This window comes from Burkholderia sp. SJZ089, assembly GCF_007828315.1.
Classification (GTDB): domain Bacteria; phylum Pseudomonadota; class Gammaproteobacteria; order Burkholderiales; family Burkholderiaceae; genus Burkholderia; species Burkholderia gladioli.
The window spans coordinates 275,132-289,979 of the sequence record NZ_VIUM01000004.1 but is presented as its reverse complement, the minus strand read 5'-3'; the positions used below and the strand labels follow the sequence as shown (position 1 = coordinate 289,979).

At 68.5% G+C, this 14,848-nt stretch carries 13 protein-coding genes and 1 pseudogene; 3 read left to right on the top strand and 11 right to left on the bottom strand.

Going from position 1 to position 14,848, the window contains the following annotated elements:
• Positions 1-49: 49 nt before the first annotated feature.
• The 6 genes from FB600_RS09570 to FB600_RS09545 all read right to left on the bottom strand — a co-directional run bounded on the left by FB600_RS09570 (position 50) and on the right by FB600_RS09545 (position 8,614).
• Complete coding sequence (locus tag FB600_RS09570; protein ID WP_145756649.1) at positions 50-1,570, bottom strand: autotransporter strand-loop-strand O-heptosyltransferase; 1,521 nt, start codon at positions 1,568-1,570, stop codon at positions 50-52.
• A complete protein-coding gene (locus tag FB600_RS09565; protein ID WP_145756647.1) occupies positions 1,560-3,797 on the bottom strand; it encodes an autotransporter outer membrane beta-barrel domain-containing protein in 2,238 nt (745 codons plus the stop codon). The genes FB600_RS09570 and FB600_RS09565 overlap by 11 nt, the downstream gene beginning before the upstream one ends.
• A gap of 107 nt (positions 3,798-3,904) precedes the next feature.
• Positions 3,905-4,918, bottom strand: a complete 1,014-nt coding sequence (locus tag FB600_RS09560; RefSeq protein WP_145756645.1) for an alpha/beta fold hydrolase — start codon at positions 4,916-4,918, stop codon at positions 3,905-3,907.
• On the bottom strand, positions 4,915-6,210 hold the full coding sequence (locus FB600_RS09555; protein ID WP_227742841.1) for an MFS transporter: 1,296 nt from the start codon (positions 6,208-6,210) through the stop codon (positions 4,915-4,917). Before FB600_RS09555 ends, FB600_RS09560 begins: the two co-directional genes overlap by 4 nt.
• A 104-nt stretch (positions 6,211-6,314) precedes the next feature.
• Positions 6,315-7,433, bottom strand: a complete 1,119-nt coding sequence (locus tag FB600_RS09550; RefSeq protein WP_096750914.1) for an alpha/beta hydrolase — start codon at positions 7,431-7,433, stop codon at positions 6,315-6,317.
• Positions 7,434-7,492: 59 nt separating this feature from the next.
• Positions 7,493-8,614, bottom strand: a complete 1,122-nt coding sequence (locus FB600_RS09545) for a porin (RefSeq protein ID WP_145756643.1) — start codon at positions 8,612-8,614, stop codon at positions 7,493-7,495.
• A 188-nt stretch (positions 8,615-8,802) separates the two neighbouring features.
• Here FB600_RS09545 and FB600_RS09540 point away from each other — a divergent pair, with 188 nt between their 5' ends.
• Positions 8,803-9,771 (top strand): LysR family transcriptional regulator, encoded by a 969-nt coding sequence (locus FB600_RS09540; RefSeq protein WP_145756641.1) that lies wholly within the window; start codon positions 8,803-8,805, stop codon positions 9,769-9,771.
• 63 nt (positions 9,772-9,834) lie between these two features.
• Here FB600_RS09540 and FB600_RS09535 read toward each other — a convergent pair whose 3' ends face one another.
• Complete coding sequence (locus FB600_RS09535; protein WP_098152102.1) at positions 9,835-10,665, bottom strand: hypothetical protein; 831 nt, start codon at positions 10,663-10,665, stop codon at positions 9,835-9,837.
• 282 nt (positions 10,666-10,947) lie between these two features.
• On the opposite strand from FB600_RS09535, the gene FB600_RS09530 reads away from it, so the two are divergent.
• Positions 10,948-11,331, top strand: a complete 384-nt coding sequence (locus FB600_RS09530; RefSeq protein ID WP_098182815.1) for a VOC family protein — start codon at positions 10,948-10,950, stop codon at positions 11,329-11,331.
• A 142-nt stretch (positions 11,332-11,473) separates the two neighbouring features.
• Positions 11,474-12,196 (top strand): nitroreductase, encoded by a 723-nt coding sequence (locus FB600_RS09525; RefSeq protein ID WP_105820906.1) that lies wholly within the window; start codon positions 11,474-11,476, stop codon positions 12,194-12,196.
• 37 nt (positions 12,197-12,233) lie between these two features.
• On the opposite strand, the gene FB600_RS09520 is transcribed toward FB600_RS09525, so the two are convergent.
• The 4 genes and pseudogenes from FB600_RS09520 to FB600_RS09505 all read right to left on the bottom strand — a co-directional run bounded on the left by FB600_RS09520 (position 12,234) and on the right by FB600_RS09505 (position 14,840).
• On the bottom strand, positions 12,234-12,917 hold the full coding sequence (locus FB600_RS09520) for a DUF4336 domain-containing protein (protein WP_227744010.1): 684 nt from the start codon (positions 12,915-12,917) through the stop codon (positions 12,234-12,236).
• Positions 12,918-13,031: 114 nt separating this feature from the next.
• On the bottom strand, positions 13,032-13,595 hold the full coding sequence (locus FB600_RS09515) for an isochorismatase family protein (protein WP_145756637.1): 564 nt from the start codon (positions 13,593-13,595) through the stop codon (positions 13,032-13,034).
• A 52-nt stretch (positions 13,596-13,647) separates the two neighbouring features.
• Positions 13,648-14,494, bottom strand: a pseudogene (locus FB600_RS09510) (MBL fold metallo-hydrolase).
• A gap of 19 nt (positions 14,495-14,513) precedes the next feature.
• Entirely contained in the window at positions 14,514-14,840 is a 327-nt protein-coding gene (locus FB600_RS09505) for a hypothetical protein (protein WP_145756635.1), read from the bottom strand.
• Between the last annotated feature and the right edge of the window lie 8 nt (positions 14,841-14,848).

The window sequence follows — 14,848 nt, the reverse complement described above, 5'->3', positions numbered from 1 at the left end:
GCTGGGCTGGCTGGGAATCGTAACGAGCCGCCAGTATAGGCCGATCGCCCTACTTCGCCGCCGCGTCCCGCGGTGCCACCACCCGGCGCCGATCGAGATCGAGATTCGTCATCAGGCTCCTGACGGTGCGGATCACCTGCCCCGGCGTGATCAGGCGCGAGCACTCGAACTGGCGATCCGTGCCGGCATGGCGCGGACACCAGGCGAAGTCGCGATGGTCGAACTCCACCGAGGTATCGTTCCAGCAGCTATTGCAGACGTGATAGTTGATCACGCGCCACGGCGTCTCGAACTCGTTGAGCGGATGCGTGAAGCCGCTGATCATCACCACCGGCTTGCCCAGCGCCCAGGCCAGCCACGACAGCCCGCTCGACAGCCCGATGAAGAAATCGGCATGCAGCAGCAGGCTGGCGCGCTGCTGCAGCGGCAGGTCGCCGGTGAAATCCTCGCTGCCGTAGGGGATCAGGTTCCACATCAGCTTCTCGCCGTGCGCCGGCTGCTTGTCGATGCAGAGCACGCGGTAGCCGCTCGCCTTCAGGAACTTCACGAGCTCGTACCAGCCGGTCGGGTGGTTCCAGTACTTGCACTGCGAGGAGGACTGCGCGGCGATCACCACGTAGGGCTCGGCGATCAGGCGCGTGGTATCGCGCACGGCGATGCGCGGCCGGCGCTCGACAGCCATCAGCCCGAGCAGGTAGGGAATGGTCTTCTGCAGGCCGCTGACGCGGAAGTCGGTCGGCTGGTGGGTGCGGTCGTCGCAGGGGAAGAAGATGCCGAGGTAGTAGCTCGCATAGGCGCCGGCCAGCGCCTTCGCTTCCTCGTCGGGACGCACGTAGTCGAGCTCCGGATAGGCGTCCTCGAACAGCGACCAGAGCGCCTGGCCCATCGAGACCGACACGCGGCAGTCGTGCACGCGGCGGAATTCGTCGACGTAGGGGAACCAGGCCAGGATGTCGCCGAGCGTGCCCACCGGCAGGCGCATGTAGACGCGCTGGCCGCAAGCGTCGTAGTCATGCTCGAACACCAGTTCCTCGTCGCGCAGCACCTCGATGCGAAAACGCACGAAATATTTCTTCGTGCTGCTGACCACCCCGTCGTCCACCAGCTCGTCGAACAGCACCACGTCGGCGTCCAGGTCGAGCAGGCGCACCCGCCACGGCCCCGCCGGCACCTGCACGCGGCAGCCGTAGTTGAAGTCGTAGCGGATCCCGTGCGGCCCTTCTAGCACCGGCGCGCCCGGATCGACGATCGCCGCCGGGCCGCCCTCGAATACCGGCTCGGGCGGCGCATCGGCGGTGCCGGCCGGGCCGCGCGCCTCGACCGACGCCGCCGCTGGGCCGACCGGCACGGCCACCACCGGCATGCGCGGATCGCCGATCACGGCGGGCGTCGCGCGCGCCGCCTGGGTCGGGACTGCCGGCAGATCCCGAGCGCCGGCCGGCAGGCTGCTCACGGAACCGGCGGCCACCGCGCGCGGCAGCGCGCCGGCGGCCGAGGCCGAGACGGCCGACATCGCCGCCTCGATGATCGACGCCGTGCGGCGGCGCACTTCCAGCGCGTCAGTCGACATAGCTGATCCCCAGCGTCACGGCCCAGGGCTGCGAATAGTCGTGGCCCTTGCCGTAGCCGAAGGCGCCCCAGGCACGCACGTGGCGCGTCAGCGAGGCACCCACGCCGAGATCGGCGCTGACCCAGGTCTTCGGCAAGGCCACGCCGAGCGCGCTGCCGCCGATCGTGTCGGACAGGCCCGAATTGAAGATGTGCATCGCCTCGACGCCCACGTAGGGATCGAGCTTCAGGTCGCCCACCGCGAACGAGGTGCCCAAGCGCGCGCCCGCGCCGCCCAGCACCAGCGACTTCGAGGCCAGCATCACCGGCGTGCCGAGCGAGGTCTGGTAGTTCACGGCGCCGTCGTGCTGATAGGTCAGCTCGACGCGCGGCTCGGCCCACCAGCGCCCGCCGAACTGCCAGCGCTTGCCGGCATCGAGCGACAGCGAGTAGCCCGATTGCGCGTAGTCGCCCGAGGCCTGGTTGCCGGCCGTGGTGACGCCCAGCGACTGCTTGAAGCCGAGGTAGCGCACCACCGTGTCGGCGAACAGCCCCGAGGGCGTGACGAAGCCGGCGTAGGCGCCGATGTTCCAGGGGCGCGCGCTGCCGTTGCCCAGCCCGTCGAAGGTTTCGTTGGCCTGCGCGTAGCCGCCGGTGGCACCCACGTGCAGCGTGCCGGCGGTGGTGGCGACGGCCCAGTCGCGGCCGATCTGCGCGCCGTACAGCGTCAGCTCGGTCGAGGTGCCGCCGGGGCTGGTCCTGAGGCGCTGGTCGTAGGCGCGTACCCAGAGCTGGCCGCCGCCCTGGCCGCCGTCGGCGCGCAGGTCGCCGAGATAGGAGAAGGCCGTCTCGAGCTGCTGGATCCACAGCATCGGCGCGGTCGCGGCGGCCGCCTGCGCCACCGAGGCCACGTCGCTGGTCTGGCCGGTATTGGCGAGGAAGTAGTTGCCGTTGTCGTCCTGCAGCGCGAACTTGTAGGCGCCCACGTCGATGCCGCTCGCGCCCGCCAGCGAGAAGGTGGCGCCGGTGCCGCTCGCCTGCACCAGCTCGACCCGCGCGTTCGTGGCGGCCGGCACCGTGCTCGAATCGTGCACCGACAGCGTATAGGCGCCGGTGCCCTGCGCGACCACCAGCTTGTCGGATTGCCCCGCGCCCACGTTGGTGCTCAGCACGAACTGGCCGCTGCCCGAGAGCTGGTTGACGCTCAGCGTCTTGAAGCCGCCGCCCTTGGGCGCGGCGAGCTGCACCGAGCCGCCCTGCATGGCGAGGCTGTCGATCGTCAGCGCGGCCTTGCCGGTCAGCAGGTCGGCCGCGTTCTCCTCCACCGTGAGGGTGCCGGCCAGCGTGACGCCGCCCAGCGTCTGCGCGGCCACCGGGCCGGCCGCGGTGGTGCCGCCGACGTCGACCGTCAGGTTGCCGCCCGCCGCCACGGTGCTACGCGCGGCCGAGCCGCCGAGCAGCACGGTCTGGTTGCCGCCCGCGTTGACCTGGGTGCCGCTCGCCAGGCCCCCGCTCGACACCAGCTGGATGCCGCCGTTGACCACCGTGGCAGTGGTCGCGCCGCCGGTGAACACCACCTGCGAACCGGCGCTGACCACCGTGCCCGTGGTCGCGCCGCCGCCCGATACGTATTGCTTGCCGCCCGCCACCAGGCTGTTGGTGGCCGAGCCGCCCGAGTAGACGCGCATCAGCCCGCCCGAGCCGACCACCGAGGCATCGGCCAGGCCGCCGCGCGACACGCCGAAGCTGCCGCCCGACACCACCAGCGTGCCGGACGCCGAGCCGCCCGCCGACACGTACTGCGTGCCGCCCGAGGACACCACGGTATTGATCGTCGAGCCGGCCGAGAACACCGTCTGCAGGCCGTCGTTGCCGATCACGGTGCCGCTGGCCAGGCCGCCGCGCGAAATGATCTGGCGGCCGCCCGAGAGCAGCGTGCCATTGGCCGCACCGCCCGAGGAGACGGTCTGGGTGCCGCCCGAGGACACCGTGGTGGACGCGGCGGTGCCGCGCACGCTCTGCTGGCCGCCGTTGTTGATGGTGGTGCCGCTCACGGTCTGGCCGGCCGAGATGGTCGAGACGCAGGCCGCGCCGCCCGGCAGGGCCTGGTTGTTGCAGGCCTGCGCGTGCGCCGCCGGCGCGATCGCCGGCAGCGCCAGCGCGACCAGCGCCGCCGGCACGCGGCGCTTGACCGTCGCGCCGGGCATGGCGAGCCGGTCGGCCGGGGCATTCGGGTGAGGCATGTTCATACGGTCTCCTGATTATTGTCGATGGTTCCCGGACGCCGTCCGGCCTGCTGCTTTTAGTCTGCTTTCCGTCGCCGTCCCGCGACGGCGTCGCTCGTCCGGCGCACGCCTCAGGCGGATTTGCCGAACAGCGCGGCAATCCCGGCCGGCGAGCCGAACACGGCATCGGCATCGTGGCCGGCGCCGGGGATCGTGTGCGTCTCGTGGGTGCACGAGGCCGCGCCGCGCGAGGCGATGTAGCGCGCATAGGCCAGCCCGCGTTCGAGCCGGTTGGCGCCTTGCGCCATCGCCGCGCAGGAACGGTCCAGCGCCGGATGCTGCGGATCGCAATCGCGCTCGCCGAGCAGCGTGATCACGTCGCGCTTCAGGTAGGCATGCTCGAAGGCGCCGGGCTCGCGCGCGGCCGGCTGTTCGCTGGCATAGGCCGGCAGCGCGTCGAGTCCGTATTTCCAGTCGTTGAAGCCGGCGCAGGCGGCTGCGTCGAAGGGCGGGAAACCGCCGCCGGCATCGGGGCGCCGCGTATCGAAATAGACGTAGGACGAGGGATTCGCGATCACGTAGCGCAAGGCGATGCCGCGCCGCGTGAGCGCCGCCTCGCCGCGCGCCAGCACGGCATAACGCTGCGCGACCTGGCCGCCGCCCGAGTGCCCCGCCACCACCACGGTGCGCAGCGAGGGAAACGCGGCGGCATCGGCCAGCGCGGCCAGCAGCGCGTCGAGCACGTCGAACGAGCTGACCGGCGCCGGCGCCAGCGCCTCGCCGCCGCCCATCCAGCCGGTCCAGTCCCAGCACAGCGTCTCGGCCGGCAGGCGATGCGCCTCGACGTCGGCCTGGGCCAGGAACTGCGGCACCAGCAGCACGGTGTCGTTGGAATTGCGGCCGGCGGCGGCGCGCGCGCGCTGGGCGAACTTGAAGTAGGCGTCGGCGTTGCGCAGCCGGCCATGCAGCAGGATCACCGCGGTGTCGACGCCGGGCTGCGACGCGTTCCACTCGCCGGTGGCGAACAGCGGAACCACGCCGGTGCCTGCCGGCGCGGTGACGGTCAGGTGTTGCGGGGCGACGACGTCGACGGGCCGTTCGTTCGGCGCGCGTTCGTCATGCGCATGTTCAGGCACGGTGCTCAAGCGGGGGTCCTCGTGGTGGCCGGCGTATCGGCGCCGAGCTCGGGATGTCCGCGGCGGGACAGCCCGACCAGCGCCAGCGACACGAAGCCGGCAAAGATCAGATAGAACGCGGGGGTCAGGCTGCTGCCCGAGAGCGAGGTCAGCCAGGTGATCGTGAACGGCGCCAGGCCGCCGAACAGCGTGACGGCGATGTTGTACGACAGCGCCACGCCCGAGGAGCGGCTGCGCACCGGGAACAGCGTGGCGAGCATGCCCGGGTGGGCGCCCGACATCGCCGCCAGGAACACCGTCGAGATGATCTGCGCGGTGAACAGGCGCGAGGCCGAGGGCTCCGACACCACGTAGGCGAACAGCGGATAGGCGCACAGCATCCACAGGATCGTGATCGGGTAGAACAGCTTGTACGGCCCGTAACGATCGGCCAGGCGCCCCGACAACGGGAACAGGAACAGGTTCAGCACGCCCGAGAAGAACGCGCCGCGCAGCGCGACCTCCAGCGGCAGGTGCAGCTGGCGCTCGACATAGACGGCGATATAGGAATGCCAGACGTAGTTGGTGGCCGCGCCCACCGCGATCACGCCCATCGCGCAGAGCGCGGCGCGGCCGTTGTCGCGGAAGAAATCGCGCAGCGGCACCTTGGGACGCGCGCCGGCGTTCTCCTTGCGCAACTGCTGGAATTCCGGCGACTCGGCCACCTTGTGGCGGATGTAGAAGCCCAGCGGGCCGGCCAGCGCGCCGCACAGGAACGGCAGGCGCCAGCCCCAGGCCACCAGCGACTCATGCGAGAGCTGGGTGGTGAGCAGGTAGCCGGTGCCCGAGGACAGCAGCAGCGCGAACGACTGCGCCGTCATGTTGAAGCTGCCGTAGAACATCTTGCGGCCCGGCGGCGCGTATTCCACCAGCATCGCCGAGGCGGTGGCGAACTGGCCGCCCACCGACAGCCCCTGCAGCACGCGCGCGAGGATCACCAGCGCGGGCGCGGCATAGCCGATCTGCGCGTAGCCGGGCGTGAGGCCCATCAGCAGCGTGCTGAGCGCCATCGAGATGATCAGCAGCGACATCGCGCGACTGCGGCCGACGCGGTCGGCGTAGATGCCGAGCAGGATCCCGCCGATCGGCCGCACGAAGAAGCCGATCGCGAAGGTGGCCAGCGTCAGCAGCAGCGAGACCAGCGCATTGCCGGCCGGGAAGAACACCTGGGCGATGATCTTCGAGAAGTAGCCGTAGATCAGGAAGTCGAACCATTCGAGGCCGTTGCCGAGCACCGAGGCGAAGATCGCGCGGCGCACCATCGACGGCGACAGGCGCGCGGCCGGCTGCGCCGTGCTCGCTTCGGGCTGCGCGTGGTCCTGGCCGAGCGACTCGGCGGCGGATTGGGAAACCTGGTTCATGCGGCTCATGATCCACACCCCGGCGTGTCGTACATGGTCGCCAGCGCGCAGGCGGAGCTCAGCATGCGCGCACCGTTGTGGCCGACGCCCGGCACGATGTGCAGGCTCTGGTTCAGCCCCTGCGGATGGCGGCCCTGCAGGTAGTGGAAATAGGCTTCGGCACGTGCCACGCGCTGCGGGCCCTGGGCCTCGGCCGGGCAGCTCTGGTCGAGCGCCTTCTGCTGCGGATCGTCGTCCTTGCCGCCCACCAGGTAGGTCACGCGGCGCGCGGCGTACGCGGCCTCGAGCTGGGCCGGCGTGCGATCGGCGAGGTACGGCGGACGATGCGCCATGCCGTACTTCCAGTCGTCGTAGCCGGGGCAGGCGGCCGCGTCGAACGCGGCCGGCTTGCCGTCGGCGCCGGGGCGCTCGCCATCGAAATAGGCATAGGAGGACGGGCTCGACACCACGTAGCGCAGGGCGATGCCCTCGCGTGCCAGCGCGCCGGTCTCGCGCGCGGCCACCGCGTAGCGCTGCACCACCTGGCCGCCGCCCGAATGGCCGGCGAACACCACAGTCTTCAGGTTCGGGAAACGCTTGCGATCGGCCAGGCGCTCGACGATCGTGTCGAGCACCGTGTAGGAGCTCACCGCCGCCGGCCCGAGCGCGTCGTCGCCGGCCATCCAGCCGTTCGCGTCCCAGCGCAGCAGGTCGGCGGGCTGGTCGGTGCGGCCGGCCAGGTCGAGCGTGGCCAGGAACTGCGGCGCGATCAGCAGCGTGCCGGCGACGTCGGCGCCCTTCTCCGCGGCCGCGTCGCGCCCCTTCTCCGCGCTCTCGAAATAGCGATCGGCATTGCGCAGCTTGCCGTGGATCACGATCACCGCGCGCGTCACCTCGGGCGACGGCTGGTTCCAGTCGCGCGACAGGTAGAGCGGGAACTCGGCGGCGCCGGCCGGCGTGCCGATGCGCAGCCGCGTGCCGGAGATCACCGACACGGGGCGCAGATGCGCGTTGTAGACATGCGGCGCGGCGGCGCCCGAGGCCTCGGCGGCCCGGGCACCCGGCGCAGCGGCGAGCGCCAGCGCCGCGAAGGCGGCGGCGCTGGCGACTCGCAGGGCACGAGGGGTGATCGCTTGGACTTGCATCAATACGACTCCTGGGGACTGCCGCGCGGCGCGCGGCCCGGGCCCGACATCATGATTCATCAAAACCGGTGGAACATGCCGAGCGTGACGCCGGTCTGGTTCGGACCGAAGGCCGTGGCGTCGGTGGTGCCGACCGGCGTGTACGTGCCGTTGTTGCCGCGCGTGGCCTGCGCATAGGCCACCGTCGCGTACAGCGAGGTGCGCTTGGACAGCGCGTATTGCGTGCTCAGCACCCCCATCCACGTATTCGAGTTGCCCGGCGTCTTGTCCTGGTCGTAGTAATAGGCGGCCGTCACCTTCAGGTTGCGCATCACCGGGTAGCGTACGCCCGCGAACCACAGTGCCTGCGCCGACGAGGCCGTCTTGGTGCTGGCCGGGTTGGTCAGGAAGTGCTCGTAGCCGGCCATCAGCTGGCCGCGGCCGATGTCCTGGCGAAACGACAGGCTCAGGTTGCGCGACTTGGTGAAGTTGCCGCTGGTATTGACCGCGCCGTTGCGGTAATCGTAGGCAACCGCGGCGCCGAAGGTGCCGCCGTCGTAGTCGAGGCCGCCGCCGTAGGCCGCGCTGCTCTGGAACGAGGCTGCATCGCCGCCGAAGCTGTAGCCTGCGATCGCAGTAACGCCCGCGAAACGGCCGACGTACTTGACCATGTTGCTGTTGCGCGCGCGAAACGAGAAGTTGTTCGACGAGCCGGTGGTCGGGAACCAGGTGTACTGCTGCGAGAACGACATCGGGTCGTAGCGCAGCAGGATGTCGTAAATCGGGGTGTACTGCAGGCCGAACGACAGCGAGCCGAAAGTGCGGTTCGACAGGCCGACCGCCGAGGTGCGATTGAACAGCGTGCCGGCCGTGGCCTGGGTGCCGTCGTTGGTGTTGAAGCCGGATTCGAGCACGAACCACGCGGCATTGCCGCCGCCGAGGTCTTCCGTGCCGCGCACGCCGAAGCGCGAATTGTGGATCCCGCCTGAATTCATCTGCACCAGCGAGCCGCTGCCGCCCTTGGCCGCGTGGCTCAGGTATTCGACGTTCGCGTCGATCACGCCATACAGCGTGACCGAGCTGCCGCCGCCTCCACCGCCGCCCGTCGCGAGCTGCAAGGCCTCGTCGACTTCGTCCTGCTGCGCGTAAGCGGACGCGCATCCGACAAGCAGCATGGCCGCTGCGGCGTGGTGCTTCTTCATAACGGGTCTCCTGGACGTTGTTGTGCCGTCGTGGCGGCTGCCCCCGGTCGCCCGGAAAGCCCCGCCGTATATGGGTTCGACGTGTCAGGCGCAATCCTAGGGAGTCCCGAACCAGATGTAAAATATCGATTTCCTTGTAGTCCCATATATGTAGAATATGGGTCGATCGCCCCGCCGGAGCCCCCTGCATGGAATTGCGTCACCTGCGGTACTTCCTCGCCGTTGCCGAGGAAGGCCAGTTCACCCGCGCCGCCGAGCGGCTCGCCATGCAGCAGCCGCCGCTGTCGCAGCAGATTCGCCTGCTCGAGGAGGAGATCGGTTTCGACCTGTTCGTGCGGCAGCCGCGCGGCGTGGAGCTGACGCCGGCCGGGCGGGCCTTCGCGCAAAACGCGGAGCTGGTGCTGGAAACCCTGCAGCAAGGTGTGGCACACGCGCGACGGATCGCGCGCGGCGAGCTGGGCACCATCGCGGTGGGCCTGACCAGCTCGGCCGGTTTCCACCCGATGACGACCGACGCGATCCGCGGCTTTCGCGCCGCGCACCCCGGCATCGAGATCACGCTGGCCGAGCTGAACGCGGCCGAGCTGACCGAGCGGCTCGCCAACGGGCAACTGCAGGTGGCCTTCCTGCGCAAGCCGGTGGACACCCTGCCCGGCATCGCCTTCGAGCCGCTGCTCGACGAGCCGATGGTGGCGGTGCTGCCGGTCGGGCACCGGCTGCTGACGGCGATGGCCGAAGGCGACCCGCCGCCGATGATCTCGCTGAAGGCGCTGGAGCACGAGGAATTCATCCTGGTTCGGCGGCCCGGCGCGCCGGGAATGTATGCGGATTTTCTCGCCGCCTGCCGGCGCCAGGGTTTCGTGCCGCACGTCGCGCGCGAGGTGCCGCGCATGCTGACCGGCATCCACATGGTGGCGGCCGGGCTGGGCGTGACGCTGGTGCCGGCCTCGATGCGCCGCTACGACCATCGCAGCGCGGTGTTCTGCCCGCTGGCCGACGACGCCGGTTTTTCCGCGCCGCTGCATCTCGCGCATCCGGCCGAGATGGGCGATCCGGCGGCGGCGCGCTTCGTCGAGTTCGTGTTGCGGCAGAAGGCGATGGCGGACGACGACGCGGATCGGCGCGGCAAACGCGGCGCCGACTCGCGGGAGGCCTGAATTCACGCCGGCCCGGGCCGGCCACGCGCCGCGGTTCGGCGGCGTGGCCGGCACCTGCAGGGCTCAGGAATGTTCGGCCCGGAAATGCTCGTCGTCGTTATATCGGCCCTGGAACAGCAGACGGTCCTCGCTGCCATCGGGCTTCAGGGAGTGCAGCTTGACTTCGGTGCGGATATTCTTGCCGACCGATTCGAAACGAATGTGAATCGGCTCCAGCCCGATAAACTTGGTGGTCGATTTTCCGTCCTCGTAGCTGAGCTTGTATCCCGCCGAGTACTTGGTCATGTCCCCTTTCTGGAACATCACGCAGGTCGAAGTGGATCCATGGAAAACGACAAAACCGTGAACCGGCAGCGCCTCCGCCAGGCCATCGAATACCGTTATTTTCTTGTCGGCATCGTTGTGGCCATACACGATCACCTGCACGTTCTCGTCCACCTTCAAGGGAAGCTCGACGGCATTGCTTTCGGGGATGATTTTGATGCCGCCATATTCCTTGCCCGAAACCTCGGCTGAATAATTGGCGTAACGCCCGATGTTGCCGCCCTCGAAAATCACCCGCGTCAGCGACTCGGCATTGTCGACGCGCCCGCCAAACGGACGTACCACTTCCCCTCCCAGGAACAGCGTCTGGCTCGCTTCGGTCCCGTTGGCGCCGTACACGCCGATCCGGCTGTTGTAGGTGACATCCACGTCGGCGGGCACCAGGACGATGCGCTCCTTGTCGATCCGCTCGGGATTCTGGTACGTATTGCCTTCCACCACGATATCGTAATGCTCGTAGCAGGCGAATGAGCCCGCGATGAATTTCACGCCCTTGCGCTGCCGGCCGTCGACGGTGTGATCCGTGATATACCCGCCGCTCGGCGGTTGAACATGGGAATCGTTGCTCATGGTTTCTCTCCGGTAATTTAATATTGCCGCCTCTGCATTCGACATCGCCAACCATCGGCAATATCAACGTGCGGCCATGGAAAGATAAGACATTAAGTTTTCGATTCAATGCGAGGCGCAGATATTCAATCATATTCAACATTCTTGCGAACTGGTGCAGCCCGTTCATTTCAATATTAAATATTGAAAATAATCGAGCCGTCCGGCATCGGCGTTCCCTGCTGTCAGGATCTGACAGCGCGGCCGACTAGACTGGGCGCCCTTTCCCGTCAGGAGCTCGCAATGAAGTTCGCATCGATTCGTGTCGCAACCCGGAATCTCGAAGGCCTGATCGCGTTCTACCAGCAGCTTTCCGGCCTCGAGGCCACCCGCCTCGCCGACGGATTCGCCGAGATACGGTTCGGGGGCGCCACGCTGGCGCTCTCGGCCGAGCAGTTGATCGAGCGCTTCAATGCCGGCGCCGCCGTCGCGGCGTCGAATCGGTCGGCGATCCTGGAGTTCGAGGTGGACGACGTCGACGCCGTGTTCGCCCGCATGAGGGCGGCGCAGGCGGAGCTCGTGATGCCGGCCACCGTGATGCCCTGGGGCAACCGCTCCCTGCTGCTGCGCGACCCCGACGGCAATCTCGTGAACGTGTTTTCACGGCCGGCACGGCAGGCCAACTGAGCGGTGACGCCCGGGAGCCCGATCGCATCGACAGCCATTTGCCAACCGATGAAGGCGATTCGATGGCCACGGCGGCGGCCGTTCGACATGCCGATCGGGATCGTCGAGAATCGATGCGACGCCAACTCTCCCGGGAACCTCCATGCCCGCCTCCGAACCGGAAGCCCTGCCGCCTCACGCCGCCGCCCCTCACGCGCTCGAAGTCGTGCGTCGACTGCTCGACGAGCGTCATAGCTGTCGCGCATTCCGGCCGGAGCCGGTTCCCCGCGCGATCATCGAGACCATCCTCGCCGCGGCGCAGCGCACCGCTTCCTGGTGCAACAGCCAGTCGTGGCAGGTCACGATCACGACCGGCGCGGGAACCGAGCGGCTCAAGCGCGTGTTGTACGAGCACGCGTCGAGCGGCGCGCCGCCGGAACCCGACTTCGTGTTCCCGCGCGAATACCGCGGCGTCTACCTGGATCGCCGCCGGGAGAGCGGATTCCAGCTCTACGGCGCGCTGGGCATCGAGCGCGGCGACAAGCCCGCCTATCTTCGGCAGACGCTGGAGAATTTTCGATTGTTCGGCGCCCCGCATGTCGCCGTGATCACCACCGACGAGGCGCTCGGCGTCTATGGCGCGGTGGATTGCGGCTGCTACGTGAGCAATTTCATCCTGGCCGCGCAGGCCTGCGGCGTGGCCAGCATTCCCCAGGCCGCGCTGTCCTCGTATGCGAAGCGGGTCCGCCAGGAACTGGGCCAGGGCGAGGAACGGCGAATGGTGTGCGCCATCTCCTTCGGCTACGCCGACGAAACGCATCCGGCCAACGCGTATCGCACCACGCGCGCGCCGCTCGAGGACGCGGTCAACTGGGTCGGCGAATAGACAGGGCACCACCCTGGAATAACCGGCTCTCGCGGCCCTAGCGCGCGGAAAACGCCTCGAACGCCTGTTCGAGCGCGCGATGCGCGTCCTCGTCGACGATCGCATCGTGCGCCATGATCACGCGCGTGAACGGCAAGGCGAGGATCCGATCCGCGCTCGCGCGCGCCGCCCGGCGATCCTTGACCACCATGCGAACCGTTCGCGGCACGGCCAGGCGCTTGCGCACACCCGTCATCGAGGCGAAGGCACTGGCCGCGAACCTCAGCTCGCCGCGCCACCACTGGCACAGGTCGGTCACGATCAGCGTGCGTGAGGCCTTGTGGAACCAGACCGTTTCGTTGCCGAACGGAATGCCCTCGAAGAAGACCTGATCGAAATCGGCCGCCCAGGCCGGCTCCACCTCGCGCGTCAATTCACGCAGGCCACGCAGGTCCGGGCGCTTGGCGGCCAGGCCCGGCGCGCCGAACAGCATCGCCTCGGGAAACGCCTCCAGGCAGGCACCCGCGAACAGGTGATGCGCCTTGTTGGGCGCCACGATGTAGCGCACCGTCCCGAGCGTGTCGAGTTGAGCCCGCACCTGCGCCGACATCGGCACCGGAGAATGCAGCCACAGGGATGAATCGCGGAGGCGCACCACCGTCATGCGCGAGGAGATGGGCAGGCCGGCCGCCACGAAGGCATGCTGGAGATGCCAGATATCGTCGGTTATCGGTTTGAGCATGATGATCGGGGGAGATTCGGCACCAGCGAGCGCGCCGGGCAGTCGTGTCGATGAAGCCGCCGGATTCGGGGTGACGGGCCGTGTCGCGTCGCCTTCGACCGCATTCAGGGGGCGTCAGCCGCGCTCGCGCGCGAAATCGACGTCGCGGCTCTCGATCACGCCGCCCGCGCGGCCCGGCGCCTTCTGATTGGCCCAGTAGAGATTGGTATGCCGGATCACCGCGTCCGGAGGCGGCGCGCCCCACTGCGCGAGGTCTTCCGTGGTGTGCGCGTCGCCCACCAGCATCGCGTCGTAACCGCGGACCAGCGCGCCATGCAGGGTCGAGCGGATGCACATGTCGGTCTGCGCCCCCACCACCATCAGCCTGCCGACGCCCAGCCGCGACAGCACCGGTTCGAGCTCGGTGTCCTCGAAGGCGTCGCGATAGCCTTTCTCGACAATCGCCTCCCCGGGAGCCGGCGCCAGCTCGGGGACGATCCGCCAGGCCTCGCTGCCGGCCTCCAGATCGGCATCGGCGTGACGGACCCAGACCACCGGGATGCCGGCAGCGCGCGCCTGCCGGATCAAGCCGTCGACGACGACGAGCACCTCCTCGCGCCGATGCGCCTGGGCGACCACGCCGTTTTGCAGATCGATGACGACGAGCGCGAGATTGGGACGATTGGCGAGGGTGGTCATGGGCGGAGGGGGTTGGCGAGGGGAAAGCCATAGTAGCCGGTTCAGGGCCGCGTCATGCCTCGGCATCGTCGAGCAGGCGATACGTGCCGCCGGAGCGCTCGATTCGCGCGAAACCGGCTTCCCCCAGGTGCATGCCGGCGATCAGGAGTCGTTCCGAGCTGACCATGTCCAGCAGCCGTGACCGCGTATTCGCCGCCATGCATGGGTCCTGGTCGAATGCAATCGACACGTCCGGCCGTTCGATCTGGACATGAGGGAAATGAACGATGTCTCCCCAGACCAGCACGCCGCCGTCATGGGATTCGAGAAGATAGCCGGTGTGCCCGTCAGTATGTCCCGGCAGGGGCATCGCGCGAATCCCGGGCAGCACGTTTGCCGAGTCGAAAGCCCGGAGCCGGTCCTGGTAGGCCGTGAAGGCTTGGCGCGCAATCAGGAAGTTGGAACGCGCCCGCTCGCTGGCGAGGCTCAGCTTGCCGTCGTCCCGCCAGAATTCGAGTTCGCGCCGATGCACCACCAGTTCCGCATTGGGAAATGCTCGCTTGCCCGGTGGGATTCACGAGGCCGCCCACATGGTCGGGATGGGCATGCGTGAGCAGGATGGTGTCGATCGAGGACGGATCGATGCCGGCCAGCAACAGATTGGACCGCAGGCGCCCGCCCCACTGCCGGATGCCGCCGGCCCCGGCATCGACCAGAATCGTGCGGCCCGCCGTGCGTATCAGGTAGCAGTTGATATGCACGGCATCGAGGTCTTGCTGTCCGGCCTGGCCCTGCATCGTGGCGGCCTGCGCCGCATCGATATTCGAGAGCAGGCCGAGGCTGGCGGTGAGATAACCATCGCTGATCGCGGTGATCGTGAAATCGCCGGCCTGCCGGCTCGGAAGAATGGGTGTGCTCATCAGGCTTCTCCTGCCAAGGCTAGTTCCGGGCATAGATATCCGACGCGACATAGGCAAAGCAGCGAATACGCGCGAGTAGTCCGGTATGGCGGACGATGGCGCCCTCCAGTTCGTCCAGGAACCGGTTCATGACCGCGCGCGGGCGAAACGGCTCGTGGCGATACCGGAGCTCGGCGAATACGGGATGCCCGTGCCCGAGCCGAACCGCCAGATAGACGATATGAACGTTCCGCAGTTCGGCTTCGAGCACCTTCGTGCAGAGTTCGATGCAGTCGAGGGAAAGCGCGGCGAGGCACGCGGCCGGCGGCATCGTCTCGGCCTGGATATGGAAGCTCAAATTCGGCATCGCGAGGC

Coding starts and splice junctions, on each gene's coding strand:
- FB600_RS09545 (WP_145756643.1), bottom strand. CDS start 8,614: ATGAAGAAGCACCACGCCGCAGCGGCCATGCTGCTTGTCGGATGCGCG.
- FB600_RS09540 (WP_145756641.1), top strand. CDS start 8,803: ATGGAATTGCGTCACCTGCGGTACTTCCTCGCCGTTGCCGAGGAAGGC.
- FB600_RS09535 (WP_098152102.1), bottom strand. CDS start 10,665: ATGAGCAACGATTCCCATGTTCAACCGCCGAGCGGCGGGTATATCACG.
- FB600_RS09565 (WP_145756647.1), bottom strand. CDS start 3,797: ATGAACATGCCTCACCCGAATGCCCCGGCCGACCGGCTCGCCATGCCC.
- FB600_RS09525 (WP_105820906.1), top strand. CDS start 11,474: ATGCCCGCCTCCGAACCGGAAGCCCTGCCGCCTCACGCCGCCGCCCCT.
- FB600_RS09505 (WP_145756635.1), bottom strand. CDS start 14,840: ATGCCGAATTTGAGCTTCCATATCCAGGCCGAGACGATGCCGCCGGCC.
- FB600_RS09520 (WP_227744010.1), bottom strand. CDS start 12,917: ATGCTCAAACCGATAACCGACGATATCTGGCATCTCCAGCATGCCTTC.
- FB600_RS09570 (WP_145756649.1), bottom strand. CDS start 1,570: ATGTCGACTGACGCGCTGGAAGTGCGCCGCCGCACGGCGTCGATCATC.
- FB600_RS09555 (WP_227742841.1), bottom strand. CDS start 6,210: ATGGTGCGCCGCGCGATCTTCGCCTCGGTGCTCGGCAACGGCCTCGAA.
- FB600_RS09515 (WP_145756637.1), bottom strand. CDS start 13,595: ATGACCACCCTCGCCAATCGTCCCAATCTCGCGCTCGTCGTCATCGAT.
- FB600_RS09550 (WP_096750914.1), bottom strand. CDS start 7,433: ATGCAAGTCCAAGCGATCACCCCTCGTGCCCTGCGAGTCGCCAGCGCC.
- FB600_RS09530 (WP_098182815.1), top strand. CDS start 10,948: ATGAAGTTCGCATCGATTCGTGTCGCAACCCGGAATCTCGAAGGCCTG.